This window comes from Pseudarthrobacter sp. CCNWLW217 (genome assembly GCF_037203985.1).
GTDB lineage: Bacteria > Actinomycetota > Actinomycetes > Actinomycetales > Micrococcaceae > Arthrobacter.
The window spans coordinates 108486-135197 of sequence record NZ_JBBCBT010000013.1; the positions used below are offsets into that span (position 1 = coordinate 108486).

The window sequence follows — 26712 nt, forward strand, 5'->3', positions numbered from 1 at the left end:
AGAGTGTCTCCTTGTAAGGGGGCTAGATCAGGCTGGCTGCCATGGACTCAATAGTCAACAGCGGAGCAACGTTGGTAGTGGTGATGCGTTCCCGGGCTTTGTTGATTGCATCCATGCGGGCGAGGGTGACCTCCGGGGTGGACCGGGAGGCGAATTCCTCCAGTTCACCCCTCAGCTCAACGTTCACCAGCTCCACAGCATTCCCGAGCTGGATGATGAGTACGTCCCGGTAGAAGGAAAGCAGGTCCGTCAGGGTCCGGTCGAGGGAATCGGTGATGGAACGTTTGGCCCGCCGCTTCTGGTCGTCCTCGAGCTGTTTGACCTGGCTGCGCATTGCTGGCGGCAGTGTCCCCGATTCGGGCGCACCCAGCGTGGCAAGGAGTGCAGCCTTCTCGGCGGCGTCGCGCTCTTCGTTGGAGCTGTTCGCTTCTGTCGTGGCGATTTTCACCAGCTTTTCGGCCATCATCACGGCGGCGGTGACGCCGCGCAGCCCCAGCGGGAACTTCACTGTTTCCAGCCGGCGCTCCCGGGCCGCGGGGTCCCGGGCAAGGCGGCGGGCTATCCCCACATGGCTTTGGGCCGCCCGGGCGGCTTGTTCGGCGAGCGCCGGATCAACGCCGTCGCGCTTGACCAGCAGGGCGGCCACGTCCGCCGCAGGTGGCAGCCGGAGTGCCACGGCGCGGCAGCGGGAGCGGATGGTCACCAGCACGTCCGCCGGCGAGGGTGCACACAGCATCCAGATGGTCCGCGGCGTGGGTTCCTCGATGGCTTTGAGCAGCACATTCGTGGTCCGTTCGGCCATCCGGTCCGCGTCTTCCACCACGATGATTCGCCATCGGCCGGACGAGGGCCTGTTCCCCGCCTTTGACACCAGTTCCCGGGCCTCATCAATGGTGATAGTGACCTTTTCGGTGCGGACGAACGTTACATCGGAATGCGTCTCGCCCAGGATGGTCAGGCAGGCGGGGCAGGTTCCACAGCCACGGCGGGTCACGTCGTCCTCGTCGCAGTTCAGCGCCGCTGCGAACGCCTTGGCAGCGTTGGAACGTCCCGAACCGGGCGGCCCTGTGAACAGCCAGGCATGGGTCAGCCCCTCGCCGAGGGAAGCCTGCCGGAGCTGTTCGACGACGGCGGGCTGGCCTTGGAGATCGTCCCAGACGCTCATGCCGCACCGCGGCCGGAGGAGGCGAGGAGCGCATCCACGCGGGCCAGGATCCGTGCCCCCAGTTCTGTCACGTCGAGGTGTGCGGGCAGCACCAAGTAGGCCTCAGGGCGGGACGCCGCGAGTTGGAGGAACGCTTCCCGGATATGGGCATGGAATTCATCGGCCTCGGATTCCAGGCGGTCCTCAGCTGCGTCCCCTGCGGTGCGGCGGCGGCGGCCGACTGCCGGGTCCACGTCCAGCAGGACTGTCAGATCGGGGCGAAGGCCTTCGGTGGCCCATTCGTTGAGTAACCGGACCGCCTCGGTGCCAAGGTCACGGCCGGCGCCCTGGTAGGCAACTGAGGAATCGATGTAGCGGTCCGTGAGGACGATGTCTCCCCGCTCCAGCGCGGGACGTATGACCTGGCCTGCATGTGCAGCGCGGGACGCCGCGAAAATAAGAGCCTCGGTGTGGGCATCGATGTGGCCGTGACCGTGATCCAGTACCAGGGAACGTAGCTTCTCGCCGATGGGCGTGCCCCCAGGCTCCCGGGTCCGCAGCACTTTCAGGCCGCGGGATTCCAGGGCTTCGGCCAGCCGGGCCGCCTGCGTGGACTTGCCGGCGCCGTCGCCGCCTTCAAACGCGATAAAAAGCCCGGGGCTCTGGATAGTCACCTAACAAGCCTACCGACCCCACTGACATTCACCGACTGGGCTCTGGCCTGCTGCCGTCCCCGGGCGCATAGGTAACGGCTTTCTGGGGAGGCAGCGGTCCGAAGTACGCTAGCCCCATGAGTCTCACCCAACACCAGGCCGCGTCCCTTTCAGCCGAGACCGTGGTTGTCGCCGCCGGCCGGCCGGCACGTGAGCGGGACGAACCGGTGAACCCGCCTATCGTGCTCTCTTCAACCTATTTCGGCACTGGACCGCTGGCGGACGGCGACCGCGGCTACGGCAGGTACGCCAACCCCACGTGGGACCCCTTTGAAGAGGCCCTCGGCCAGCTGGAAGGGTCCGCTCTGCCGGGCCTGTTGTACGCGTCGGGACTTGCGGCGGTCAGTTCAGCGCTGTCCCTGGTGCCCGCCGGCGGCGTCCTGGTCATGCCGTCCCACAGCTACTCGGGTTCCCTGGTGATGGCCGCAGAGCTTGCCCAGAAGGGCTTCATTGAGCTCCGCACAGTAGACATCGCCGACACGGAAGCGGTCAAGGAGCAGATCACCCCGAAGGGTCCGGACGCCCGAACGGCCAGCATGTTGTGGCTGGAAAGCCCCACCAATCCCATGCTGGGCATCGCCGATATTCCCGCCCTCACGGAGGCCGCGCACCGGGCCGGGGCGATCGTTGTCACGGACAACACGTTCTCCACCCCGTTGGTGCAGCAGCCTCTGGCCTTGGGATCAGACGTTGTCCTCCATTCGGTCACCAAGTACCTCGCCGGGCACTCCGACGTCGTCCTGGGTGCTTTGGTCACGCCAAACCCGGACATCCGTGCGGCGCTGCTGCACCATCGGACCATCCACGGGGCAATTGCCGGGCCGTTCGAAGCCTGGCTGGCGCTGCGCGGCCTGCGGACGCTGGCCCTGCGGATCGAACGCTCGCAGGAATCGGCGGCGGTCCTCGCCGAGCGGCTGGGCGCCCACTCGCGGGTCGAAAGCATCCACTTCCCCGGGCTTGCCGATGATCCCGGCCACGAACGGGCGAAGGCCCAGATGAAGGGCTTCGGATCGATCGTGTGCATCCAGATCGCGCCGGTCGGGGATCTCAGTGGCGCCGACGCCGCGGACACGCTTGTCCGTGCCCTGCAACTGTGGCTGCCTGCGACGTCCCTGGGTGGCGTGGAGTCCCTGATCGAACGGCGCCGCCGCCACACTGCCGAACCGCTGAGCGTTCCGGAGAACCTGGTGCGCCTCAGCGTCGGAATCGAAAACGTTGAGGACCTCTGGGCCGATTTGAAGCAGGCGCTCGACTCGCTGGAAGGCTAGGCTGGGATGGTGGACGGTCAAGTGATGATTTTTTATGTGGAGCGGGCAGTTTTCTTTGTCCTTGCCGTGGTGGCCCTGGGGCTTGAACTCTGGGCGCTGGTTGATTGCGCACGGCACAGGTCGAATGCTTTTGAAGCCACCGGCAAGCGGACCAAGACCTTCTGGCTCGCCCTCACCGGCGGTGCCACCCTCGTGGGCGTCTTCTCGCTCCTCGGCAGCGGCGGGGGCCTGTTCGGCACCCTGGGCCTCTTTGGCCTGGCCGCCGTGGTGGCTGCCTCGGTCTACCTCGCCGACGTCCGTCCTGCAGTGAAGGACGCCGGTCGCGGAGGCAGCCGCAACACCGGGCCCTACGGGCCGTGGTGACCTAGACACCCGGCGCTACAGCTTCCCAGCCCACTGTAAGTTCACCCAGGCGCCACCGCGAGGGTCCGTCCTGAACGGGCCAGCCGCCGTCGAGCAGTGTTTTGCACATCGCGTGCCAGCGCTGACGGTTTCCGAACGGCGCCAGCGGCGCCGATTCCAGCCATGCCCGGTCCATCGCCGCCATGAGGCCGTGGATACGTTCACCGGGGACATTCCTGTGGATCAGCGCTTTCGGCAGCCGTTCCGCCACCTCCGAGGGCAGCACAAAACTTCCGAACCGCACCGACATGCTCAAGGACAGCGGCCGCTCGTTGTCGAGGGCAATCCACGTCACGCGCCGGCCGATCTCGTCGCAGGTGCCGTCAATGAACAGTCCTCCGGGGGCGAGCCTGCCCTGAACCAGCCGCCAGATCCTTTCCACATCCGCTTCCTCATATTGGCGCAGCACGTTGAATGCGCGGACCAGCACCGGTCGGCCGGGCACGGGCAGTTCGAAACCGCCCACCAGGAAGCTCAGCCCGGGCTCTTCCAACTCCTTCGCGGCGCGGACACGCTCCGGTTCGATCTCGATGCCGCACACGCGGACGTCCGGCCGGATAGTGCGAAGGCGTTCAAAAAGTTCGACGGCGGTGGCGGGCGTTGCGCCATAGCCCAGGTCGACCACCAGGGGATCCTCTGCCATGCGCAGGCGCCTGGCCTGGGGACCGGTGAGCCAGCGGTCCACGCGACGCATGCGGTTGGGGTTGGTAGTGCCGCGGGTAATGTTCCCCACCGGTTTGGCGGTCCTGTTCGTGCCGGCCATCTTGGGGGCGGCCACCCGGTCAGCTTTTTGAACCACCGCCCAACCCTATCCAACGTGACGGATCCGCGTGACCCTGCCCTGTAACGCTGGGCGGGCGGCAGCGGCGCTCAGCTAGGATGAAAATCATGACTTACAAGCTGATTCTGCTGCGCCACGGCCACAGCGAATGGAACGCCAAGAACCTGTTCACCGGCTGGGTGGACGTTGACCTGAACGACCAAGGCCGCGAGGAGGCAGCACGCGGCGGCGAGCTTCTGGTCGAGCACGATGTGCTCCCCGACATCCTTTACACATCGCTCCTGAAGCGGGCCATCAACACGGCCAACATCGCCCTGGACAAGGCCGACCGTGGCTGGATTCCCGTCAAGCGCGACTGGCGCCTGAACGAGCGCCACTATGGTGCGCTGCAGGGCAAGGACAAGGCACAGACCCTGGCTGAATACGGCGAGGAGCAGTTCATGGAATGGCGCCGGTCCTACGACACCCCGCCGCCGCCCCTGGACGACGACAGCGAGTTCTCCCAGGCGCACGATCCCCGCTACGCCGACCTCGGCGCGGCCCTCCCGCGCACCGAGTGCCTGAAGGACGTCCTGGTCCGCCTCCTGCCGTACTGGGAATCGGACATCAAGGAAGACCTCAAGACCGGCAAGACTGTCCTGGTCACGGCCCACGGCAACTCGCTGCGCGCCTTGGTCAAGCACCTTGACGGCATCAGCGACGAAGCGATCGCCAGCCTGAACATCCCCACCGGCATCCCGCTGGTCTACGACCTGGACGAGGACTTCCAGCCGGTCAAGCGGGGCGGCACCTACCTGGACCCGGATGCCGCTGCGGAAGCCATCCTGGCCGTAGCCAACCAGGGTAAGAAGTAGGAGTACCAAGCAAATAACGACGGCGGGGCCCGGACCACAACGTGGCCCGCCCCCCCGCGGTTTCTGGGGAAAAAAGCACCAGGAAACAGAGCGAGGGGCCCGTGGGCGGCCAGGCACCGGTCACGAGGTAGGTGACTTTCTGGGCCACGGAAACGCCGTGGTCCGCGAAGCGCTCGAAATAACGGCTGGCGAGGGCCACGTCCACGGTGGTAGCGGGGGATTCCTGCCAGTCCGGGCTGGCGATTGCCTTGAACACGCTCAGGTGGAGGTCGTTAATGGCACTGTTCGCCTTCAGGATGTCGCGGGCAACTTCAAGGTTGCGGGTTTCCAGCAACACCGTCAGCTTGGCCGCGATCAGCTGGTCCAGTTCAGCCAGCTCCTTGAACGTATCGGTCATGGAGGCCGGGATCACCGTGGAGGGGAAGCGCAGGCGGGCCAACTGGGCGATGTGGCGGGCGAGGTCACCCATCCGCTCCAGAGACGCGCTCATGCGCAGCGAGCCCACCAGCATGCGGAGGTCGCTGGCAACCGGGCCCTGCAGGGCCAGGATGTCGATAGCGCGCTCGTCGAGGCTGTTCTGAAGGAAATCGATCCGGGCGTCAGCTGCGATCACGTCCTGGGCCAAGTCCACGTCCGCCACCTGGAGAGACGTCGTTGCCTTTCCGATCGCCTCGCTGACCAGCTGTGAGATCTCGACGAGCTGCTCACCGACCTGGGCAAGTTCTTCCTGAAAAACCTTACGCACGTTGGCGTCCTTTCCTTGGAACCGCCCGCCGGCCTTGTCCGCAGGCGGGGGTTCGTGTCGCCGTTCGGCAGTCCAACTCCATACTCTGCCAGCGGCTGGTGAACGATTGGCACTCGGCAGATGAACGTTAGTTGAACCGTCTCCCCCAGGGGGTCTGATGCGGCGATACCGCATTTCCCACAGCATAAGCTGGGAACGTGGATCCTATGCTCATCGGTGTCATTGCAGGCCTCATCGGCCTGTCGTTCGGCACTTTCGGCGTGCTTGCTTTCAGGGTCAGCGAAAAGCAGCGTCAACTGGTTGATATCGACGTCGACGAACTCGCACTGCCGGCGGGCGCAGCTGAGGTGCTGGCCGTCGTCGGGCGTGCCTTTGTGGTGGTGGATGCCGTGGACGGTGTGGTCCGGGCCAGCCCGGCGGCCTACGCGTATGGCCTGGTGCGCGGCCATACCGTGGTTCACAAGCAGTTGCTGGACATGACCGCCGGCGTCCGCCGCGACGGCGTGATTATCGAGAAACAGCTGGAGCTGCCCCGAGGCCCGCTCGGCCAGGGGACCATCATCGTGCAGGTGCGTGCAGCTATGCTCGGTGAGGAATACATTCTCCTGCTGGCCGACGACCGCACCGAAATCACCCGGACCGAAGAAATCCGCAACGACTTTGTGGCCAACGTGTCCCACGAGCTGAAGACCCCGGTGGGGGCGATCTCCCTCCTCGCCGAAGCGCTGGAGTCCTCGGCTGACGATGAGGACGCCGTGCGCCGTTTCGCCAAGCGCATGCACAAGGAGTCCGGCCGCCTGGCGGCGCTCGTCCAGGACATCATCGAGTTGTCGCGCCTGCAGGGAGCCAGTGTCACCCAGCAGGGAAGGCCCGTGGATATCAACACCGTCATCCATGAGGCCGTGGACCGGTCCCAGCTCCCCGCGGAAAGCAAAAACATCAAGATCGTGGTGGGCGGGCACGTGGACGGAAAGGTCTACGGGGACCCTGACCTGCTGGTCACGGCGCTGCGCAACCTGATTGACAACGCCATCCGGTACTCGCCGGAGAACACCCGGGTGGGGGTGGGTGTCCGTGCCAAGGAAGGACTCATCGCCATCTCAGTGACTGACCAGGGCGAAGGATTGTCCCCGGAGGACCAGGAGCGCGTGTTCGAGCGTTTCTATCGCGTGGACGCGGCACGTTCCCGGCACACCGGCGGAACAGGTCTTGGACTGAGCATCGTCAAGCACGTTGTCTCAAACCACGGTGGCGAGGTCACCCTGTGGTCCCAGCCCGGCCAAGGCTCCACCTTTACACTGCGGCTTCCGGAAATGGAGGGGCAGGACGTCGAGGACGAACCGGCCCCCAGCCCGTCCTTTGCACGGTCCCGGAACCACGCCGCCCAGCAGACCCATGAATCCCGCGCCGCCGGCGCACACGAACAAGGAGCTAGCGCTTGAGCAGGATCTTGATAGTTGAGGACGAAGAGTCGTTCAGCGACCCGCTGTCCTATTTGCTGGGCAAGGAAGGCTTCGAGGTGGAGGTCGTGGACAACGGCCTGGACGCCATCACCGAATTCGACCGCAACGGGGCCGACCTGGTTCTGCTGGACCTACAGCTCCCGGGCCTGTCCGGGACTGAAGTGTGCCGGCAGCTCCGGCAGCGGTCCGGTGTCCCGGTCATTATGCTGACCGCCAAGGATTCCGAGATCGACAAAGTAGTGGGCCTGGAGTTGGGCGCCGACGACTACGTGACCAAGCCGTATTCCTCCCGCGAGCTGGTAGCCAGGGTAAGGGCTGTGCTCCGCCGCCAGGGCGAACCGGAAGAGCTGATCTCCTCCACGGTTCAGGCCGGACCTGTCCGGATGGACATCGAGCGGCATGTGGTGAGCGTGGGCGGCGAACAGGTGCTGCTGCCCCTGAAGGAGTTCGAATTGCTCGAAATGCTGCTCCGGAACTCGGGGCGCGTCCTGACGCGTGGCCAACTCATCGACCGGGTCTGGGGCTCCGACTACGTTGGCGACACCAAGACCCTTGACGTCCATGTCAAGCGGCTGCGGAGCAAGATTGAGCCGGACCCGTCGGCGCCGCGGTTCCTGGTGACGGTCCGCGGCCTCGGCTACAAGTTCGAACCCTGAGCCGGCTGGCTGCCTAAGACCGGATGGACAGCGCCGGACGCGTGCGGCCGGAAGCACAAAGGAGGGGCTCCCGACGGGGAGCCCCTCCTTTGTACGTTCGGGTTCCGGACCCGGAAAGTGCCTAGTGCGCTGCGGCCGCAGAGGAGGTCGACGGCGTCGGCGTCGGCGAGCTCGTTCCGGTGGGCTCGCCGCCGCCCGGGACATACTCCTTGTACTCTTCCAGGGTTGCGTCCAGGACGGGGACGTCGATGGTGTCAGTCACGTTGGTGCCGCTTTCGGTGACCTTGACCGGCACCAGGGAGCCGGCAATACCGCCGCTGGTGCTGAGGATCGCTTCGTCGGTCGAGTCGTTGAGCAGCGTGTACGAGTTTGCCTTCACAGATACCTGCGTCTGCGAGCCTTCAGCACCGTTGACCGTCAGCTTGACGTCCTTTGACGACGAGTTGTACACCGCCCCGAGCAGGCGGCCGGGCTGGTCTTCGCCTGCAGAAACGATCAGGAAGTTCCGCAGCTGCAGGGGGCCCAGGTCCGCGCGGATGCCATCCGACGCGGAGTACTGGTGCGAAGTCTGCTGGGGGGTGATGTAGCCGCACCCGGTCACGGTCACCAGGCCGAGGCCCAGGGCAGCTGCCGCCATTGCCAGTTTGCCGCGCTGGGCCCGGTTCATCGCAGTGAAACGCACGTCACGTACTCCTCAAGAGTCTTGGAACATTATTCAGCCCATAGCCTATCCGCAAACCCGCCCAAACGCGGATTCCGGATGGTCACATTGCCCTTGGCAGCGCCCCTTCGATGCACTATTATCTGCATCCGTCAAGGGGTTCAAGGGGGTCGATTCTGCCCATTTTCCGCGTATTCATGCGGTTCCGGGCCCCTTTCGCGGCCAGTCATATGCCCGAATCGTGATAAACTGGTCTGCGGGAAAGGGGAATGTCCACATGGTATTTGAGGTCGGCGAGACAGTAGTTTACCCTCACCACGGTGCTGCAAAAATTGAAGAAATCAAGATGCGCACCGTCAAGGGCGAAGAGAAAATGTATCTCAAGCTCAAGGTGGCTCAGGGTGATCTGACCATTGAAGTTCCAGCAGAAAACGTTGACCTTGTTGGGGTCCGGGACGTAGTGGGCAAGGAAGGCCTGGAGCACGTATTTGATGTGCTCCGTGCCGAGTTCACTGAAGAGCCCACCAACTGGTCACGCAGATACAAGGCAAATCTGGAGAAGCTTGCTTCCGGTGACGTCATCAAGGTAGCTGAGGTCGTCCGCGACCTCTGGCGCCGCGATCACGATCGGGGCCTTTCCGCAGGTGAGAAGCGAATGCTGGCCAAGGCCCGGCAGATTCTGATTTCAGAATTGGCGCTGGCCGAAAAGACCGACGAAGAGAAGGCTGCCAGCGTTCTCGACGAGGTCCTGGCTTCCTAAGAATTGAACCCCGGTGGCACGCAAGTGTCGCCGGGGTTTCTTTTTGCCCGGATGCAGGTCCGGCCGGGGCTGCCCCCGGGGACGTAGGCTAGTCCGCATGAGTGAAACACCCAACCGCCTTGTCACCGCAGTGATCCTGGTGGCCGCAGGTTCAGGGCAGCGGCTCGGCTACGGCATGCCAAAAGCCGCCGTGCCGCTGGGCGGCGAACCCCTTCTGACCCATGCCCTGCGCGGCGTCGTCGCGTCCGGAATCAGCAGCCAGGTCTGTGTTGCCCTGCCGGCTGGCGACGACGGCCTCCGCCGGCTTTGCGAGGACTTCCGGGAGGAACTGGCCGACGGCGGTCCTGTCCTGACGATCGTTGACGGCGGCGCCACACGTGCGGACTCCGTCCGGGCCGGCATCGCTGTCCTGATGGAAGGTATTGAGGCGGTCCTGGTGCACGATGCCGCGCGGGCGCTCACTCCCGAATCCGTCTTCCACCGGGTCGCCGACGCGTTGGCCGCCGGGGCCGCAGCGGTCATCCCCGCTATCCCGGTGGTGGACACCGTCAAGACGGTCGCCGCCACCACGGGCCAGGACAGCGCGTTGGCGCCGGAAATCGTCACTGGGACCGCGCCGCGGGAGGAACTCCGCGCGGTCCAAACGCCTCAGGGTTTCCAGCTCAGCACCCTCCTGACGGCGCATGAGGCGTCCCGGGCTTTGGATGAGAAGCAGTCGGCAGCGGTCACGGACGACGCCATGCTCGTGGAAATGGTGGGCACGCAGGTCTTCGCCGTCCGTGGCTCAACCCAGTCACTGAAAATCACCACGCCTCTGGACCTGATCCTCGCCGAAGGGCTCCTGGAGGGGCCGCTGGGCACCCGCTGGGTGGAAGGCTGAACATGGGACAGGACAACATGATCCTGCCGCGCACTGGAATCGGGCTGGACGTGCATGCCTTCGCCCCCGCGGACAAACCCCGCCCATTGTGGCTCGGAGGGCTCCACTGGGAGGGTGAACGTGGCCTTGCAGGCCACTCTGATGGGGACCCCGTAGCCCACGCCGCGGCAGACGCACTGTTCTCGGCGGCTGGAATCGGAGACTTGGGAACCCACTTCGGAACGGACCGCCCCGAATTTGCCGGTGCCTCCGGCGTAACGCTCCTTGCCGAGGCGGCCAGGATCGTGCGGGCTGCCGGTTTCGAGATCGGCAACGTCGCCGTGCAGTTTGTGGGCAACCGACCCAAATTCGGGCCACGGCGGGAAGAATCCCAGCGCGTCCTGAGTGAAGCTGCTGGCGCTCCGGTCAGCGTCACGGCCACCACCAGCGACGGGCTGGGGTTCACTGGCAGGGGTGAGGGTATCTCGGCCATGGCCACCGCGCTGGTGTATCCCCTGGGTAACGTGCACTCTTCGGCTAATCTGGAGCGGTGACCCTGCGCTTTTACGACACAGCATCCGCCGAAGTCCGAGACTTCGTCCCCCTCGAACCGGGCAAGGCGAGCCTCTACTACTGCGGCGCTACCGTCCAGGGCATGCCCCATGTCGGACACATCCGTTCCGCCATTGCGTTCGACCAGCTCACCCGCTGGCTCACGTACCGCGGGTACCGCGTCACGGTTGTCAGGAATGTCACCGACATCGATGACAAGATCCTTGCCAAGTCTGAGGCGTCCTTCGCGCCGGGTTTTTCGCCCGAACCGGGGGAGCTCCGCGAGGAGGAGTGGTGGGCATTGGCCTACCGTTACGAGCAGGAGTTCCTCAAGGCCTATGACACCCTTGGCGTGTCCCGGCCGACGTATGAGCCGCGTGCCACCGGACACATTCCCGAGATGCATGCACTGATCCAGCAGTTGATCGACCGTGGCCACGCCTATCCCGCGCTGGATGACTCCGGCGACGTCTATTTCGACGTGCGATCCTGGGACCGGTATGGATCCTTGACCCGCCAGAACATCGATGACATGCAGGGCTCCCAGGATGCCGATCCGCGGGGAAAGAAAGACCCCCGTGACTTCGCGTTGTGGAAGGGCTCCAAAGAGGGAGAGCCGACGACGGCCAGCTGGGCCTCGCCTTGGGGCGCCGGCCGCCCGGGTTGGCACCTGGAATGCTCTGCCATGGTCACCAAATACCTTGGCACCGAATTCGACATCCACGGAGGCGGGTTGGACCTGCGCTTCCCGCACCACGAGAACGAGATGGCCCAGTCCCAGGCAGCAGGCCACGGCTTTGCCAACTTCTGGATGCACAACGGCATGGTCACGTACCAGGGCGAAAAGATGTCCAAGTCCATCGGCAACACCGTCAGCCCTGCCGAGATGCTGCAACTGGCCCCGGCGCGCGTCGTCCGGTATTACCTGGGGCAGGCGCACTACCGCTCCGTGTTGGACTACCGGCCCACCTCCCTGGAGGAGGCTGCGGCCGCCGTCGAACGCATTGATGGATTCCAGGCCAAGGCAGCGGCAAAATACAGCGACTTCGGCGACGTAAAGTCTTCAACATGGTCGCCCATCGATGAATTGTTCGAAGAGTTCGAAGCGGCCATGGATGATGACCTAAATATTCCGAGGGCTCTCGGCGCTCTACATCAGGTTGTCCGAGCCGGCAACGCCGCCTTGGCTGCCTCTGACGACGTCATTGCCCTCGCGGCCAAGCGCATGGTGAGCCTCATGACTGAAGTCCTGGGCCTGAACGCCGTTGCAGGCTCCGACGCAGGGGACAGCCGGGAAGCGGAGGCGCTCGGTGTGCTCGTTGAAGCCCAGCTCGTGGCCCGCGCCCAGGCCCGGGCCTCCAAGGACTGGGCAGCCTCGGACGCCATCCGGGACACGCTTAAGGCAGCCGGAATCGCCGTCGAGGACGGCCCCGACGGTGCCACCTGGAGCCTGCAGCGGGACTGAACCGGCGATTTTACTTGATTCAGTAGACTGGTAGGCAGACTCAGTCAAACAATCAAGGGTGGAACACAATGGCCAACAATGGTCGCCGATCGGTTAAAGCGAAGAAGGGCCCAACCATCGGAACCGGTGGTCACGGCCGTAAGGCCCTCGAAGGCAAGGGCCCCACGCCCAAGGCGGAGGACCGCCCTTACCACAAGGCCCACAAGAGCAAGCAGTTGGCGGAGAGGTCGGCCGCCAAGCGCGGGACCGGCGCCCGCAGCGCCGGCGCGGCCCGGACCGGTCCCAAGGGACGGGCTACCGAAGAGGTCGTCACCGGCCGCAACTCCGTGGTGGAGGCACTGCGTGCGGGCATCCCCGCCAAGGCACTGCACATCGCTATCCGGATCGAAATGGATGACCGCGTCAAGGAGTCCCTCAAGATCGCGGCCGAACGTGGCATCCCTTTGCTGGAAACCGGCAAGCCCGAGCTGGACCGTATGACCGATGACGCCGTCCACCAGGGTCTGGTCCTTCAGATTCCGCCTTACGAGTACCAGGATGCGTATGACCTGGCGGAGGAAACAGTGGATCGCTGGAAGAAGGGCCACGTCCCTAACGCGCCGCTGTTTGTGGCCTTGGACGGCATTACCGATCCCCGCAACCTCGGCGCCATCATCCGCTCCGTTTCAGCCTTCAGCGGCCACGGCGTCATTGTCCCTGAACGCCGGTCCGTCGGCGTCACAGCCTCGGCTTGGAAGACCAGCGCCGGCGCGGCAGTACGGGTCCCGGTGGCACGCGCCGCCAACCTGAACAGCGCCCTGAAGCAGTTCAAGAACATGGGCATCTTCGTCCTCGGGCTCGACGGTGACGGCGACGTTTCGCTGCCGGATCTCACCCTTGCGACGGAACCGGTGTGCATCGTGGTTGGATCCGAAGGCAAGGGCCTAAGCCGCCTGGTCCGGGAAAACTGCGACCAAATCGTCTCCATCCCGATCGACTCCGCGATGGAATCGCTGAACGCCTCAATGGCCGTAGGCATTTCCCTTTACGAGGTTTCCCGGCAGCGCGCCACGAAGTAACACCGCAGCGTACGGATGAAGGGTGGCGGCTGCTTAAGGGGGCACCGTCACATAACTGGAAGCACTGGCATTTTCGCGCCGGCGGCTAATATTTAGGTGATGGTTATGCCGCTTTTCGACACTGCTTCCACCATGGACGCCTCCACGGCGCGTCCCCTCGGTGTCAGCGTTCCGCGCCCGGACAACGGGGGCGGCCATGTTCCGCAGTCCCGCGCGAACGTGGCCGTGTACGCGCCTGGCGTGGCCAGCCTGGAGATCGCGTACAAGGCTCCGGGCGGTGAATGGCAGCTCAAGGCGCTGCCAAACGTCACCCACGGCGTCCACCACGGCATCGTCGATGGTTTCCCCATCGGGTCGCGATATGGGTTCCGGGCGACGTCCAAAGAGGAATCGCTGCCGCTCTCAGTCCCCACCCTTGACCTGGACGACGACGGCGGGCAGCCGCTGCTGCTCGATCCTTACGGCAGGGCGGTGGACCAGCGGGAGGGATTCCTGACTAACGTCAGGATGGCCGCCGATTTCGACTGGGGCAACGACGCACGCCCTCGGACCCACTGGCGGAACACGATCATTTACGAGGCCCATGTCCGAGGTCAGAGCATGCTTCACCCGGACGTGCCCGAGGAACTCCGTGGCACGTACGCCGGCATGGCGCACCCGGCCATCATCGAGCACCTCAAGAGCCTGGGGATCACTTCCGTTCAGCTGCTGCCCGTGCATTTCCACCTTGACGAACCCCACCTCCAGAACCTTGCCCTGACCAACTACTGGGGCTACAACACCGCCGCCTTCTTCGCGCCCCATCCCAGCTACGCCACCCGGTCCGCTCAGGAAGCCGGCCCGCAGGCCATCCAGGATGAGTTCAAGGGCATGGTCAAGCTGCTCCATGCAGCCGGGCTGGAAGTGATCCTGGATGTTGTCTACAACCACACGGCTGAGGGCGGGCCTGACCGGCCGGCGCTAAGCTTCCGTGGCCTTGGCGAGGACAAGTATTACCGGACGGACGGACACGGCCGGTATGTGGACACCACCGGCTGCGGAAACACCCTGAATTTTGGCGAACCCCGTGTGGTGCAGCTGGTGCTCGACTCCCTCCGGTACTGGGTGGACGAATTCCACATCGATGGCTTCCGGTTCGACCTTGCCGTAACGCTGTGCCGGAACGCGGCCAACGAATTTGATCCCCGGCACCCGTTCCTGGTGGCCATCGCGGCGGATCCGGTGTTGTCGGACGTGAAACTCATTGCCGAGCCGTGGGACGTGGGTTACGGGGGCTGGCAAACCGGGCGTTTCCCCGGCGGGTGGGTGGACTGGAACGACCACTTCCGGGACGGCGTGCGGTCTTTTTGGCTCGCTGACCGCGCCGCCATCGAAGCCGGCGGCCAGGGCGGTTCGGTCGCAAGGCTGGCCGACGCATTGTCCGGTTCTGCCGGGCTGTTTGAAGGGTCGGGGCGCTCCCGGCTGGCCTCGCTCAACTTCATCACGGCCCACGACGGCTTCACGCTCAATGACCTGGTCTCCTATGACCGCAAGCATAATGAAGCCAACGGTGAGCAGAACCGGGATGGCCACGGCGATAACCGCAGCTACAACCACGGTTTCGAGGGGCGCACTGAGAACGAGTCAATCCTGGCCGAGCGCGCGCAATCCCGGCGCAACCTGATGGCGTCCCTGATGATCTCCATGGGCGTGCCCATGATCACGGCAGGGGATGAACTGGCCAGGACCCAGCAGGGGAACAACAACGCCTACTGCCAGGACAACCCGATCGCCTGGGTGGACTGGACGCGGACCCCTGAGTCCCATGAAATGCTGCGCAGCACCAAGAGGTACATCAGGCTGCGCAAGGAATTCCTGGCCAGCCAGCCCCACGACTTCCCTGTCCGGGATGAGCAGTCCTACCTCTTCTGGTTTGATCAGTCCGGGGAACCCATGTCCATGGACCGCTGGCATGACCCGCGTCACCGGACCATGCAACTCCTGCTCGGCTCGGACGACGGAACGCTGGCCGGGCTGGTGGTGGTCAACGGCAGCAACACTGACGTGAAGATCACCCTGCCCCAGGTCACCAATGACGACGGCACGCCGCACAGGTTATTTGAGCTCAGGCTCACAACGTCCCCGCTGCATGAGTTGCGCCAGGGAAGCGTTGTGGCCTCGGGTGAATCGGATGTGGTTCAGGCGAACTCGATCAACATCTACCGCACGTAGTCAGCAGAAGGCAGCTAGGCAAACTATGAAGATCTATTCCGCTGACACCTGGACCCTGGAAGAGCTGCAGGAGCAGGTCGCAGACGCCGGCCGTCGCAGCCTTGTGGTGCCGGCTGCCGACAGCAAGAAAGCCGTGCTTGAGACCTTCGGCGAAGTCCTGAACTTCCCGGAGCACGACGGCATCAATCTGGATGCCCTCAACGATTCGCTCCACGATTTTGCGGACAGCATCACGGACGACGGCCATCTGCCCGTCACCGTCCTGTGGCAGGTGGCCGCGCCATTCCGGGGCGACCGGTCCTTCGGCATCATCTGCGAGATCCTCCAGGACGCCGAAAGCTACGCCGGCAAAGACCTCAACGTCACGGCAGTGCTGCTCTGACCCAGCCGGCGCGCTCACGCGCCGGCTGGGTCAGAGCCAATATCAGGCGTTGACGATCAGCCCCAGTTCCGCCTTGGAAGCCAGTGCCTCGTGCGTGGGCAGGACCCGGACCGTGTAGCCGAACGAGCCCGCCCGGTCAATGAGCAGTGACCCGCTGAACAGGTGCCGTCCGCCGCCGAGATCCTCCTGCGGCTTAAGCTCCATCACCGTGACGTCTGCAAGGGTGTCGTTCTCTTCGGCCCGTCCGTAGGCCACCTCCACCGAGACATCTTCAGGGGCGAGCGTATGGAGGGCCACATAGGCGTTGACCTGCAGGGTGTCGCCAATCTGCGGGTCTTCTGAAACGCCCACGGAATCCACGTGCTCCACATGGATCAGCGGCCAGGCGGCGCGGACCTCGGCAGTCCAGGCCGCCAGATCCCGGGCCTGGGCGTACGAATCCGTGACAGCCCTGCGGCCCGCTTCGGCTGCCGGCCGGTACAGCATGTTCACGTAGTCGCGAAGCATCCGTTCGGCCGACACAGCAGGGCCCAGGTGCGAGAGCGTGTGTTTGATCATGGACACCCAGTGCGTGGGGACTTTTTCAGTGCCGGATTCCGAGGGGCCTGCTGCGCCGGCGTCTTCGGAGACGGTGTTCCCGTAGAAGCGCGGCGCCACCTGGGTTTCCAGCAGTTCATAGAGTGCGGCCGCCTCAATGTCGTCGCGTTCCTCGGGGGACGCACCGTTGTTGGCGGTAGGGATCGCCCAGCCGTTTTCGCCGTCGTACATTTCGTCCCACCAGCCATCGAGCACTGAAAGGTTCAGCGAACCGTTGATGGCAGCCTTCATCCCGGACGTACCGCAGGCCTCCAAGGGCCGGAGGGGGTTGTTGAGCCAGACGTCGCAGCCGGGGAACAGCGTGCGGGCCATGGCGATGTCGTAGTTGGGCAGGAAAGCGATCCGGTGCCGGACTTCAGGATCGTCGGTGAAGCGGACCAGTTCCTGGATCATCTTCTTGCCGGCGTCATCGGCCGGGTGGGACTTGCCGGCGATGACCAGCTGGATGGGATGCTCCTTGTGCAGCAGCAGTGCCTTCAGCCGGTCTGGTTCGCGCAGCATCAGCGTCAGTCGCTTGTACGTGGGCACGCGGCGGGCAAAGCCGATCGTCAACACGTCGGGGTCCAGCACGGTGTCGGTCCAGCCGAGTTCGGCGTCGGCGGCCCCACGCTTCTTCCAGGCAGCGCGGAGGCGGCGGCGGACGTCCTCCACCAGCGCCGCACGCATCGCCCGGCGCAGGGCCCAGACATCGGCGTCGCTGACGTTGTATGCCAGGTCCCACCGGCCGTTGGCCTCAGCCTCCGTGCCGAACTGCTCCCTGGCCAATTTGGAGATCCGTCCGTCCACCCAGGTGGGCACATGCACGCCGTTCGTCACCGACGTAATGGGCACCTCGGAGTGGTCGAACCCCGGCCAGAGGGCGGAGAACATGCCGCGGGACACTTCGCCATGGAGCTTGGCAACGCCATTGGCCCGCTGCGCGAGCCGCAGCCCCATCACTGCCATGTTGAAAACCGAAGGGTTGCCGTCGGCGTAGTTCTCGCGGCCCAGTTCAAGGATCCTGTCCACCGGTACCGCCGGAGCGAGCCCGGCCTGGAAGAAGTGCTGGATCTGCGAAACCTCGAACCGGTCGATGCCAGCCGGGACCGGCGTGTGGGTGGTGAAAACCGTGGAGGCGCGGCCGGCCGCCAGGGCCTCTTCAAAGCTCAGCGCGTCCTCGCCGGACATCAGTTCCTGGATGCGTTCAATTCCGAGGAATCCTGCGTGGCCTTCGTTGGTGTGGAACACTTCCGGGGCGTCACGGCCCGTGAGGCGCTGGTATGCCCGCAGCGCCTTCACGCCTCCCATGCCCAGGAGGAGTTCCTGCTGGAGCCGGTGGTCCCCGCCGCCGCCGTACAGGCGGTCGGTGATTCCGCGCGCGGCGTCGTCGTTGCCGGGAACGTTTGAGTCCAGGAGCAGGAGGGGAACGCGTCCGACGTCGGCACGCCAGATGTGTGCCAGCAGCCGCCGGCCGTTGGGGAGCGGGAGAGAGATCTGGAGGGGGCGGCCGTTACCGTCACCCGATGGTTCGCGCAGCAGGGTCAGCGGCAGTCCGTCAGGATCCAGTACCGGATAAGTCTCTTGCTGCCAGGCGTCGCGCGAGAGCGACTGCTTGAAGTACCCCGCCTGGTAGAGCAGGCCAACACCGATCAGGGGGACGCCAAGGTCCGAGGCCGCCTTCAGGTGGTCGCCCGCCAGGATGCCGAGGCCTCCCGAGTACTGCGGGAGCACCTCGGTGATACCGAACTCCGGCGAAAAGTAGGCGATGGAGGTTGGAGCGTCGGATCCCAAGCCCTGGTACCAGCGTGGCTCCTCGAGGTACCGGTCGAGGTCCTCCTCGGCTGCGCGTACGCGCTCCACCACTGACTGGTCTGCTGCCAGGCGCTGGAACTCTTCGCGGCTTACCAGCCCGAGGAAGCTCACGGGATCCTGGCCGCTTTCCTCCCAGACCTTGGGGTGCAGGCCCGCGAAAAGTTCGCGGGTGGGCCGGTGCCAGGACCAGCGCAGGTTGGTAGCCAACCGGGCCAGCGGCCTGATCGGTTCAGGGAGAACGGTTCGGACGGTAAATCTGCGGATTGCCTTCACCTGCGCCACACTAATCGACAACATGGGCGGCCGGAACAGCTTTAGCTTTCTTTTAGGTAAATGACAGATGAGGCCCCGGAAAAGTCGAATCGCCCACGTGAAAAACTGCGCAGGCTTAGCAATCTCGGTGATTTCTCGCTAACGTCGAGCCTGTGACGACTAAATCAGGTACCAGTGCAGCAGCAAAGCAAAAGCCGAAGGGCCGCATCACTGACGGTCTGCGGTTTGGCCGTTTTCCCATCACCGACGTGCAGCCCGTGGTGGAGGGAGGAAAGTTTCCCGCCAAGGCGTTGCCGGGCGAAGGAATCGTGGTGGGAGCCACTGCATTCCGTGAAGGCCATGACATGCTCGGAGTCAGCGCCGTCCTCCTGGACCCCAAGGGCAAGGAACGCCAGCGGGTCAGGCTCGCAGCCCCGCGTGGGGAACGGGGGATGGGGACGGACCGCTGGGAAGGTATCCTCACGCCGTCGGGCACGGGAAACTGGACTTTCCTCATCGAGGCCTGGCACGACCGCTATGGAACATGGCATCACAACGCCGAAGTGAAGGTTGCAGCCGGGATCGACGTCGAGCTGATGCTGGCAGAGGGAGCGGCGCTGCTATCCGAAGCCGCCGAGGAATCCTTCCGCAACGCGTCCGACCGCCGGACCCTGCGGATGGCCGCTTCCATGCTGGCCAACGCATCCCTCACCGACGAGGAGCGGCTGGCCGCGGGCTTCAGCCCGGAAGTTGCCGCCGTCGTTGACCGCCAACCGATCCGTGAACTGGTTACCGTGTCCGAGCAGTACCCCCTCTTCGTCGAACGCGACCTCGCCGGCCGCGGCGCCTGGTACGAATTCTTCCCACGTTCGGAGGGAGCCGTCCGGGATCACTCCACGGGTGCCTGGACCTCGGGCAATTTCCGGACCGCAGCCAAGCGGCTGGACGCCGTGGCCGCCATGGGCTTTGACGTGCTCTACATGCCGCCCATCCACCCGATCGGTGTGCAGCACCGGAAGGGGCCCAACAACACCCTGATCGCCGGGCCCCACGACCCCGGCTCGCCCTGGGCCATCGGCGCCAAGGAAGGTGGCCACGATGCCATCCACCCGGACCTGGGTACCTTCGAGGACTTTGATGCCTTCGTCGCCCGGGCCAACGAACTCGGGCTGGAAGTCGCGCTGGACCTGGCTCTCCAGGCCGCCCCTGACCACCCCTGGGTGGAAAGCAATCCGGAATGGTTTACCACGCGTGTTGACGGCAGCATCGCCTATGCAGAAAACCCGCCCAAAAAATACCAGGATATTTATCCCCTGAATTTCGACAATGACCCGGAGGGCCTGTCAAAGGAAATCCTCCGGATTGTGCTGCTGTGGGTCAGCCACGGCGTCAAGATTTTCCGCGTGGATAATCCGCATACCAAGCCCGTCTGGTTCTGGGAATGGCTCATTGCCCAAGTCAACAAAAAGGTCCCCGGTGTGGTGTTCCTCGCCGAGGCCTTCACCAGGCCGGCGATGATGCACGCGCTGGGCCGGGCAGGATTCCAGCAGTCCTACACCTACTTCACCTGGCGGAACACCAAGAAGGAACTCGAAAGCTACTTCACCGAAGTCAGCCATGAGTCGGCCGCCTTCTTCCGGCCCAACTTCTTCGTCAACACCCCGGACATCCTGACGGAGTACCTCCAGTTCGGCGGCCCGGCGGCCTTCAAGATCCGCGCAGCCCTGGCTTCCACTGCCAGCCCGCTATGGGGTGTCTACGCCGGTTACGAACTGTATGAACACGTTGCCCGGCCCGGCGCTGAGGAGTACATCGACAACGAAAAGTTCGAGTACAAGGCACGCGACTGGGACGCCGCTGCGGAATCAGGGCGCACGCTGGCGCCCTACATCACCCGGCTTAACGCGATCCGGCACGCCCATCCGGCGCTGCAGGACCTGCAGAACCTGACGGTGCATCACAGCACTGATGACGCCACGGTGGTGTACTCCAAGCACAAGACCCTCCCGGACGGCACCAAGGACACCATCATCGTGGTAGTCAACGTAGATCCGCACGGAACCAGGGAAAGCACCGTCTCCCTTGACTTGGCAGCGCTGGAGCTCGATCCGGAGGACCTGTCGTCCAACGGCGGCTTCCGGGTGGAGGATCTCATTACCGGTGAAACCTGGGAATGGGGCGAATACAACTACGTCCGCCTGGACTCGCACGTCGAGCCCGCACACATCTTGAGCGTGAGGAGAATGCATCAGTGAGTTTCAACCCGCAAGGATCCGGCCAGCATTTCACTCCTAAGAGCACGTTCGAACTGAACGCGCCAGGACTTCAACACGACCCGCATTGGTACCGGAAGGCCGTGTTCTATGAAGTGCTGGTCAGGGCCTTTGCGGATGCGAACGGCGATGGGTCCGGTGACTTCAGCGGCCTGATCGACAGGCTTGACTACCTGCAGTGGCTCGGAGTGGACTGCCTGTGGCTGCCGCCGTTCTTCCAGTCCCCGTTGCGCGATGGTGGCTACGACATCTCGGACTACAACTCCGTGCTGGATGAATTTGGCACCATCAGCGACTTCAAACGCCTGGTGGCCGAGGCACATGCCCGTGGCGTACGGGTCATTATCGACCTCCCGCTGAACCACACATCGGACCAGCACCCCTGGTTCCAGGAATCACGCAAGGATCCCGACGGCCCGTTCGGCGACTTCTACGTCTGGAGCGATACCGACGAAAAGTACCAGGATGCGCGCATCATCTTTGTGGACACGGAAGAATCCAACTGGACCTTCGACCCCATCCGGCGGCAGTTTTTCTGGCATCGCTTCTTCAGCCACCAGCCCGACCTGAACTTCGAAAATCCCAAGGTTATCGAAGCGCTGTTCGACGTGGTCCGGTTCTGGCTGGACCAGGGCATTGACGGCTTCCGCGCCGACGCCATTCCCTACCTCTTCGAAGAGGAGGGCACCAACTGCGAGAACTTGCCAGCCACGCACGACTTCCTGCGGAAGCTGCGGAGAATGGTCGACGAGAGCTACCCGGGCCGTGTCATCATCGCCGAGGCCAACCAGCCGCCGAACGAAGTGGTGGAGTATTTCGGTACGGAGGAAGAGCCCGAATGCCACATGGCGTTCCACTTCCCCATCATGCCCCGCCTCTACTACGCGCTCCGGGACCAGAAGGCCGCACCCATCATCGCGACCATGCACGACACCCCCGAGATCCCGGACGGGGCACAGTGGGGGACGTTCCTGCGCAACCACGATGAACTGACCCTCGAAATGGTCACCGCGGACGAGCGCGCCGCAATGCTCGGGTGGTACGCACCGGACCCGCGCATGCGGGCAAACATTGGCATCCGGCGGCGGCTGGCACCGTTGCTGGACAACTCCCGGGCGGAGATTGAACTGATCAACGCGCTCCTGCTGTCCTTGCCCGGAAGCCCGTTCCTGTACTACGGGGACGAGATCGGCATGGGGGACAACATCTGGCTCGAGGACCGCGACGCAGTCCGCACGCCGATGCAGTGGAACCCGGACCGTAACGCGGGATTCTCCAACGCCGACCCCGGGAAACTTTATCTACCGGTGATCCAGTCGCTTGTGTATAACTACAGCATGGCCAACGTCGAGGCGGAGGCAGCCCATTCGGGATCCTTGCTCCGCTGGACGCGGCAAATCCTCAGCGTCCGCAAGAACCACCCGGCCTTCGGACTGGGGGCGTTCAAGCACGTTGAGGCCGATCACGATGCCGTGGTGGCCTATCTTCGGGAACTCTCGGACGACAACACCGCGGGGGAGGACGGCGAGACGATTCTCTGCGCCTTCAACCTCTCCCAGCATCCGGTGGCTACGAAACTCCGTATTCCCCAGTTTGCGGGCCGCGGCCTCCGCGATGTCTTCGGCGGTCAGCCCTTCCCCGGAGTCGATGGGGATGGCACGCTGACGTTGACGCTCGGCAGCCACGATTTCTTCTGGCTGCGGATCCGTTCGGCAGCTTCTAACCCGGCTTCGCCTTACACGCAAGCGCTCCCAATCCTGTCCATCGAGAACTGATATGAGCGAGCCGATCCTCACCCCGGCCCTGGCTGCGCTGCTGCAGGAATGGCTCCCGCGCCAACGCTGGTTCCCGGTCAAGACAGCCGACTTCTCCTTGGAACAGGTGGGCGGCCTTGGCTTGGCAGACCGCTCGGCGATGGCCCGGCTGGAGGTTTTCCTCCTGGCTGTCACGTCGGCAACGGCCGACGGCGGTCGGCGGACCGATGTGCTCCAGGTTCCGCTGAGCCGGCGTGCAGGGCAGGCCGGCGAACTGGAGCGCGCGCTGGTTGGCCATGACGCCGCGGACGATGAATGGCCCTGGGTATACGATGCCGTTCACGATCCTGACTTTGTGGCCGCCTGGCTGGAACTGATCCGTACCGCCAGTGCAGCAATTGCAGGGAATGCGGCCGGCTACCGGTCGCCGTCCGACTACCGTCTGCCCACGGCACACGGCGTAGTGAAAGTGCTGTCCGGGGAGCAGTCCAACAGTTCAGTGATCGTGGACGACGGCGAGTCGGCGGCGATCGTGAAATTCTTCCGCGTGCTGTCCAACGGAGCAAACCCCGAAGTCGAAGTGGGGGCCGCACTGACTGCGGCCGGCACCTCGGAGGTTCCCGCCACCTTGGGCTGGGTCCGCGGCGAATGGAATGTCCCCGGGGCAAACTCCTATTCCGTGGCCCACGGTGAACTTGCCGTCGCGCACGAGTTCCTCGCCGGCGGACGGGACGCCTGGCGGCTCGCTGTGGACGCTGCCCGCACCGGAACAGACTTCACCGCGGAGGCCCATGCCCTGGGAGCCGCGACGGCAACTGTCCACCGCCGCCTCGCGGAGGCCTTGGGCGTGTCTGATGAAGCGGTCCCGGGCGCGGTCATCGCACCAGGAGTAGCCGAACGCGTCCGGAAGACGTGGACGGAGGCTGGCGCCGCCGTCGGGCCTTATGACCGGGAACTCGACGCCCTGCTGAGCGCGCTCGACGGCGTTCCCGCAGGTCCGCTGCAACGGATCCACGGCGATCTCCACCTTGGCCAGATCCTCCAGGTGCCCGGACGCGGCGGAGAAGCTGCGCGATGGGCGATTTTGGACTTTGAGGGCGAACCCCTCCGGCCTATCGCCGAACGTAATTTCCCGGACGTCCCGCTGCGCGATGTCGTAGGGATGCTCCGCTCGTTCGACTACGCTGCGGGGGCCGCCGAACGCGAACAGGAAGGCGCGCTCGTACCGGAATCGTGGGTCGAGGACTGCGCGGAAGCATTCCTCACCGGCTACACATCTGTCACACCCGGCACCATCGACCGCCATTCGCCCCTGTTTGTGGCATTGTGGCTGGACAAAGCGCTGTATGAAGTTGTTTATGAATTGCGGAACAGGCCGGACTGGCTGGCGATTCCAGCTAACGCCTCCAGGCGGCTGCTCAGCGGTAAAGGCTCCGGCGATCAGGCCGGGGCGGCATCGGAAGGTAACAAAATGACAGGCTCAGCACGTACCGATCGGCCCCGGGTGCCCCTCCATGTGGACCCGGACACCCTGGGCAGGGTAGCCAACGGGGAGCACCATGCGCCGCACTCCATCCTGGGTGCCCATCTGGATGACCACGGGCATGTGACAGTCCGGACGATCAAGCACTTGGCTGAAGCCGTGTCCGTGGTGACGGCATCCGGCGCCGTGCCCATGGCCCATGAGGCCCACGGCGTCTGGGTTGCCGTTCTCGAACCGGAGCAGCCGGGCCATGTGCCGGACTACCGGCTCGAAGTGACATACCCGGGCGCGGCTCCGCTGACGATGGACGAACCGTACCGTTACCTGCCAACTGTGGGGGAAGTGGACCTGCACCTTATCGGCGAGGGCCGGCACGAGAAACTGTGGGAGGTGCTGGGCGCCCATGTCCAGCACTACAAATCCCCACTGGGTGACGTTGACGGCGTATCTTTCGCCGTATGGGCCCCGAACGCCCAGGCTGTGCGCGTCAAGGGCGACTTCAACGCCTGGGACGGCCGCGAAAACTCCCTGCGGTCCCTCGGCTCCTCGGGAGTCTGGGAAGTGTTTCTTCCCGGCGTTTTAGCAGGGGCGTGCTACAAATTCGAAATTAAGACCAAGGCCGGACACTGGGTGGAAAAGGCTGATCCGCTGGCCTTTGGCACGGAGGTGCCGCCGCTGACGGCCTCCCGCGTAGTGGAACCTTCCTATGCGTTCAAGGACGCCGAATGGATGGAGGCCCGCGCGCAGCGGGACCCGCACAATTCGCCCATGAGCGTCTACGAAGTCCACCTTGGCTCCTGGCGGCTTGGCCTCGGTTACCGTGAGCTGGCCAAGGAACTGGTGGAGTACGTCAAGTGGCTCGGGTTCACCCACGTTGAGTTCATGCCGGTGGCAGAACACCCGTTCGGAGGGTCCTGGGGCTACCAGGTCACGTCCTACTTTGCCCCCACTTCGCGGTTCGGACACCCGGACGAGTTCCGTTTCCTGGTGGATACGCTGCACCAGGCCGGCATCGGTGTGCTCCTGGACTGGGTACCTGCCCACTTCCCCAAGGATGCCTGGGCGCTGGCGCAGTTCGACGGCGAACCCCTGTACGAGCACGCCGACCCCAACCTGGGCGAACACCCCGACTGGGGAACACTGATCTTCGACTTCGGCCGCACCGAGGTCCGGAACTTCCTCGTGGCCAACGCGCTGTACTGGCTGGACGAATTCCACATCGATGGCCTTCGTGTGGACGCCGTGGCTTCCATGCTGTACCTGGACTACTCCCGCGAAGACGGCCAGTGGCAGCCCAACCGCTTCGGCGGTCGCGAAAACCTTGAAGCGATCTCGTTCCTTCAGGAAGTCAACGCCACCGTGTACAAGACCCACCCGGGCGCAGTGATGATTGCCGAGGAGTCAACGGCATTCCCCGGCGTGACCGCGCCTACCAGCCACAGCGGCCTCGGATTCGGCCTCAAATGGAACATGGGGTGGATGCACGATTCCCTCAAGTACGCCTCCGAAGACCCGGTCAACCGCAAGTGGCACCACGGGACGGTGACCTTCTCGCTGGTCTACGCGTTCACGGAGAACTTCCTGCTGCCCATCAGCCACGATGAAGTAGTGCACGGCAAGGGCTCGATGCTCCGGAAGATGCCGGGCGACCGGTGGCAGCAACTGGCCAACCTGCGGACCTTCCTCGCTTACCAGTGGGCCCATCCGGGCAAGCAGCTCATCTTCATGGGCACAGAATTCGGCCAGGAGGCCGAATGGTCTGAACAGCACGGCCTGGACTGGTGGCTTGCCGACATTCCGGCCCACCGTGGCGTGCAGCTCCTGACCAAGGACCTGAACGAGCTGTACAGTTCAACGCCTCCGCTCTACGAGAGGGACAACGAACCCGGCGGTTTCCAGTGGATCAATGGCGGGGACGCGGACCGCAACGTCCTGACCTTCGTCCGGTGGGACAAGAAAGGCAATCCGCTGGTCGTCGCCATCAACTTCTCCGGTGGTCCCCACGTGGGCTTCACCCTGGGTGTCCCGTCGAAGGGTGCTTGGCGGGAAGTCCTGAACACGGACTCTCCGGCCTATGGGGGATCGGGGGTGCTCAACGCCGGAGAGCTGAAGGCCAGCGCTGAGCCGCTGGACGGTCAGCCGGCAACGTTGACTGTCACTCTTCCGCCGCTGGGGGCCGCCTATTTCAAGCCCGGTGCCGCTGCTGACGTGTGAGCTAGCGGACACTTTTGGCCGCTGAAAAAGCCCGGAATCCTTGAGATTCCGGGCTTTTTCGCACCCCGAAGGTTCTGCCGGTGGGCCCTTCCTTGGGGATGGTTGGCCATCCCGGCAAAGTGGTGGTAGAGTTTATTTCCGCGCTGCTCCACGGAGTCAGACCGAAAAAACCGACACGAAAGCCTCAGGCTGATGAAGGTCGCGGATGCCGGTTTGACAAGATGGAAGACAGCCGGTAAGTTTGAAAAGTTGCTCCGGAGCGATCCATGGCTGTTGTTTGGTTGTGGTGGTGCCGGGTGTGTCTGTTGTTTGAGAACTCAATAGTGTGCCAAGTTTGTTGATACCAATTGTTTTTTGATTGGTTGTTTTGGCCA

General features: G+C 64.3%; 21 protein-coding genes and 1 pseudogene. 15 read left to right on the top strand and 7 right to left on the bottom strand.

Annotated elements, in window-relative coordinates:
- Window positions 1-22 precede the first annotated feature (22 nt).
- Window positions 23-1165 carry a DNA polymerase III subunit delta' gene (locus tag V9L18_RS15670; RefSeq protein WP_337348091.1) on the bottom strand — a complete coding sequence of 381 codons (1143 nt, stop codon included), beginning with the start codon at window positions 1163-1165 and terminating at the stop codon, window positions 23-25.
- Window positions 1162-1818 (bottom strand): dTMP kinase, encoded by a 657-nt coding sequence (gene tmk / locus V9L18_RS15675; RefSeq protein ID WP_337348092.1) that lies wholly within the window; start codon window positions 1816-1818, stop codon window positions 1162-1164. The genes V9L18_RS15670 and tmk overlap by 4 nt, the downstream gene beginning before the upstream one ends.
- A 116-nt stretch (window positions 1819-1934) precedes the next feature.
- Between tmk and V9L18_RS15680 the strand changes: the two genes are divergently transcribed.
- Together V9L18_RS15680 and V9L18_RS15685 are read left to right on the top strand one after the other, a co-directional pair.
- Window positions 1935-3125 (top strand): trans-sulfuration enzyme family protein, encoded by a 1191-nt coding sequence (locus tag V9L18_RS15680; RefSeq protein ID WP_337348093.1) that lies wholly within the window; start codon window positions 1935-1937, stop codon window positions 3123-3125.
- Window positions 3126-3131: 6 nt separating this feature from the next.
- Window positions 3132-3488, top strand: a complete 357-nt coding sequence (locus tag V9L18_RS15685) for a DUF2516 family protein (RefSeq protein ID WP_376044557.1) — start codon at window positions 3132-3134, stop codon at window positions 3486-3488.
- Between the two features lies 1 nt (window position 3489).
- Here the strand turns inward: V9L18_RS15685 and V9L18_RS15690 are convergent, their stop codons facing one another.
- The gene (locus V9L18_RS15690) at window positions 3490-4326 is read right to left on the bottom strand and encodes a class I SAM-dependent methyltransferase (RefSeq protein WP_337348094.1); all 837 of its coding nucleotides are present in this window, start codon (window positions 4324-4326) and stop codon (window positions 3490-3492) included.
- Window positions 4327-4415: 89 nt separating this feature from the next.
- Between V9L18_RS15690 and V9L18_RS15695 the strand changes: the two genes are divergently transcribed.
- Complete coding sequence (locus tag V9L18_RS15695; RefSeq protein WP_337348095.1) at window positions 4416-5162, top strand: phosphoglyceromutase; 747 nt, start codon at window positions 4416-4418, stop codon at window positions 5160-5162.
- Window positions 5163-5259: 97 nt separating this feature from the next.
- Here V9L18_RS15695 and phoU read toward each other — a convergent pair.
- A pseudogene (gene phoU / locus V9L18_RS15700) lies at window positions 5260-5907 on the bottom strand (phosphate signaling complex protein PhoU); the annotation flags it as partial.
- Between the two features lie 206 nt (window positions 5908-6113).
- Between phoU and V9L18_RS15705 the strand changes: the two are divergent.
- Together V9L18_RS15705 and V9L18_RS15710 are read left to right on the top strand one after the other, a co-directional pair.
- Window positions 6114-7349 (top strand): sensor histidine kinase, encoded by a 1236-nt coding sequence (locus tag V9L18_RS15705; protein WP_337348112.1) that lies wholly within the window; start codon window positions 6114-6116, stop codon window positions 7347-7349.
- Window positions 7346-8026 (top strand): response regulator transcription factor, encoded by a 681-nt coding sequence (locus V9L18_RS15710; protein ID WP_337348096.1) that lies wholly within the window; start codon window positions 7346-7348, stop codon window positions 8024-8026. Before V9L18_RS15705 ends, V9L18_RS15710 begins: the two co-directional genes overlap by 4 nt.
- Window positions 8027-8147: 121 nt before the next feature.
- Here the strand turns inward: V9L18_RS15710 and V9L18_RS15715 are convergent, their stop codons facing one another.
- Window positions 8148-8693, bottom strand: a complete 546-nt coding sequence (locus V9L18_RS15715) for a hypothetical protein (RefSeq protein WP_337348113.1) — start codon at window positions 8691-8693, stop codon at window positions 8148-8150.
- A gap of 271 nt (window positions 8694-8964) precedes the next feature.
- On the opposite strand from V9L18_RS15715, the gene V9L18_RS15720 reads away from it, so the two are divergent.
- From V9L18_RS15720 to V9L18_RS15750, 7 genes are all read left to right on the top strand, one after another.
- Window positions 8965-9447, top strand: coding sequence for a CarD family transcriptional regulator (locus tag V9L18_RS15720; protein WP_026266570.1), 483 nt, complete (start codon window positions 8965-8967; stop codon window positions 9445-9447).
- 97 nt (window positions 9448-9544) lie between these two features.
- Window positions 9545-10327 carry a 2-C-methyl-D-erythritol 4-phosphate cytidylyltransferase gene (gene ispD / locus V9L18_RS15725; protein ID WP_337348097.1) on the top strand — a complete coding sequence of 261 codons (783 nt, stop codon included), beginning with the start codon at window positions 9545-9547 and terminating at the stop codon, window positions 10325-10327.
- 2 nt (window positions 10328-10329) lie between these two features.
- Complete coding sequence (gene ispF / locus V9L18_RS15730) at window positions 10330-10860, top strand: 2-C-methyl-D-erythritol 2,4-cyclodiphosphate synthase (protein WP_337348098.1); 531 nt, start codon at window positions 10330-10332, stop codon at window positions 10858-10860.
- Window positions 10857-12323, top strand: coding sequence for a cysteine--tRNA ligase (gene cysS / locus V9L18_RS15735; protein WP_337348099.1), 1467 nt, complete (start codon window positions 10857-10859; stop codon window positions 12321-12323). The genes ispF and cysS overlap by 4 nt, the downstream gene beginning before the upstream one ends.
- Before the next feature lie 68 nt (window positions 12324-12391).
- Complete coding sequence (gene rlmB, locus V9L18_RS15740) at window positions 12392-13381, top strand: 23S rRNA (guanosine(2251)-2'-O)-methyltransferase RlmB (protein ID WP_337348100.1); 990 nt, start codon at window positions 12392-12394, stop codon at window positions 13379-13381.
- A 99-nt stretch (window positions 13382-13480) separates the two neighbouring features.
- Entirely contained in the window at window positions 13481-15592 is a 2112-nt protein-coding gene (glgX, locus tag V9L18_RS15745; protein WP_337348101.1) for a glycogen debranching protein GlgX, read from the top strand.
- Window positions 15593-15617: 25 nt separating this feature from the next.
- Window positions 15618-15974 (top strand): barstar family protein, encoded by a 357-nt coding sequence (locus V9L18_RS15750; protein WP_337348102.1) that lies wholly within the window; start codon window positions 15618-15620, stop codon window positions 15972-15974.
- Window positions 15975-16016: 42 nt separating this feature from the next.
- On the opposite strand, the gene glgP is transcribed toward V9L18_RS15750, so the two are convergent.
- On the bottom strand, window positions 16017-18635 hold the full coding sequence (glgP, locus tag V9L18_RS15755) for an alpha-glucan family phosphorylase (RefSeq protein WP_337348103.1): 2619 nt from the start codon (window positions 18633-18635) through the stop codon (window positions 16017-16019).
- Between the two features lie 152 nt (window positions 18636-18787).
- Between glgP and V9L18_RS15760 the strand changes: the two genes are divergently transcribed.
- The 3 genes from V9L18_RS15760 to V9L18_RS15770 are packed head-to-tail and all read left to right on the top strand — an operon-like array spanning window position 18788 to window position 26338.
- A complete protein-coding gene (locus tag V9L18_RS15760; RefSeq protein ID WP_337348104.1) occupies window positions 18788-20869 on the top strand; it encodes an alpha-1,4-glucan--maltose-1-phosphate maltosyltransferase in 2082 nt (693 codons plus the stop codon).
- Window positions 20866-22662 carry a maltose alpha-D-glucosyltransferase gene (gene treS / locus V9L18_RS15765; RefSeq protein WP_337348105.1) on the top strand — a complete coding sequence of 599 codons (1797 nt, stop codon included), beginning with the start codon at window positions 20866-20868 and terminating at the stop codon, window positions 22660-22662. Before V9L18_RS15760 ends, treS begins: the two co-directional genes overlap by 4 nt.
- A 1-nt stretch (window position 22663) precedes the next feature.
- Window positions 22664-26338: a 1,4-alpha-glucan branching enzyme gene (locus tag V9L18_RS15770; protein ID WP_337348106.1), complete on the top strand. Its 3675-nt coding sequence runs from the start codon at window positions 22664-22666 to the stop codon at window positions 26336-26338.
- Between the two features lie 156 nt (window positions 26339-26494).
- Here V9L18_RS15770 and V9L18_RS15775 read toward each other — a convergent pair.
- On the bottom strand, window positions 26495-26712 hold a 218-nt coding region (locus V9L18_RS15775), incomplete at its 5' end, for a hypothetical protein (protein ID WP_337348107.1).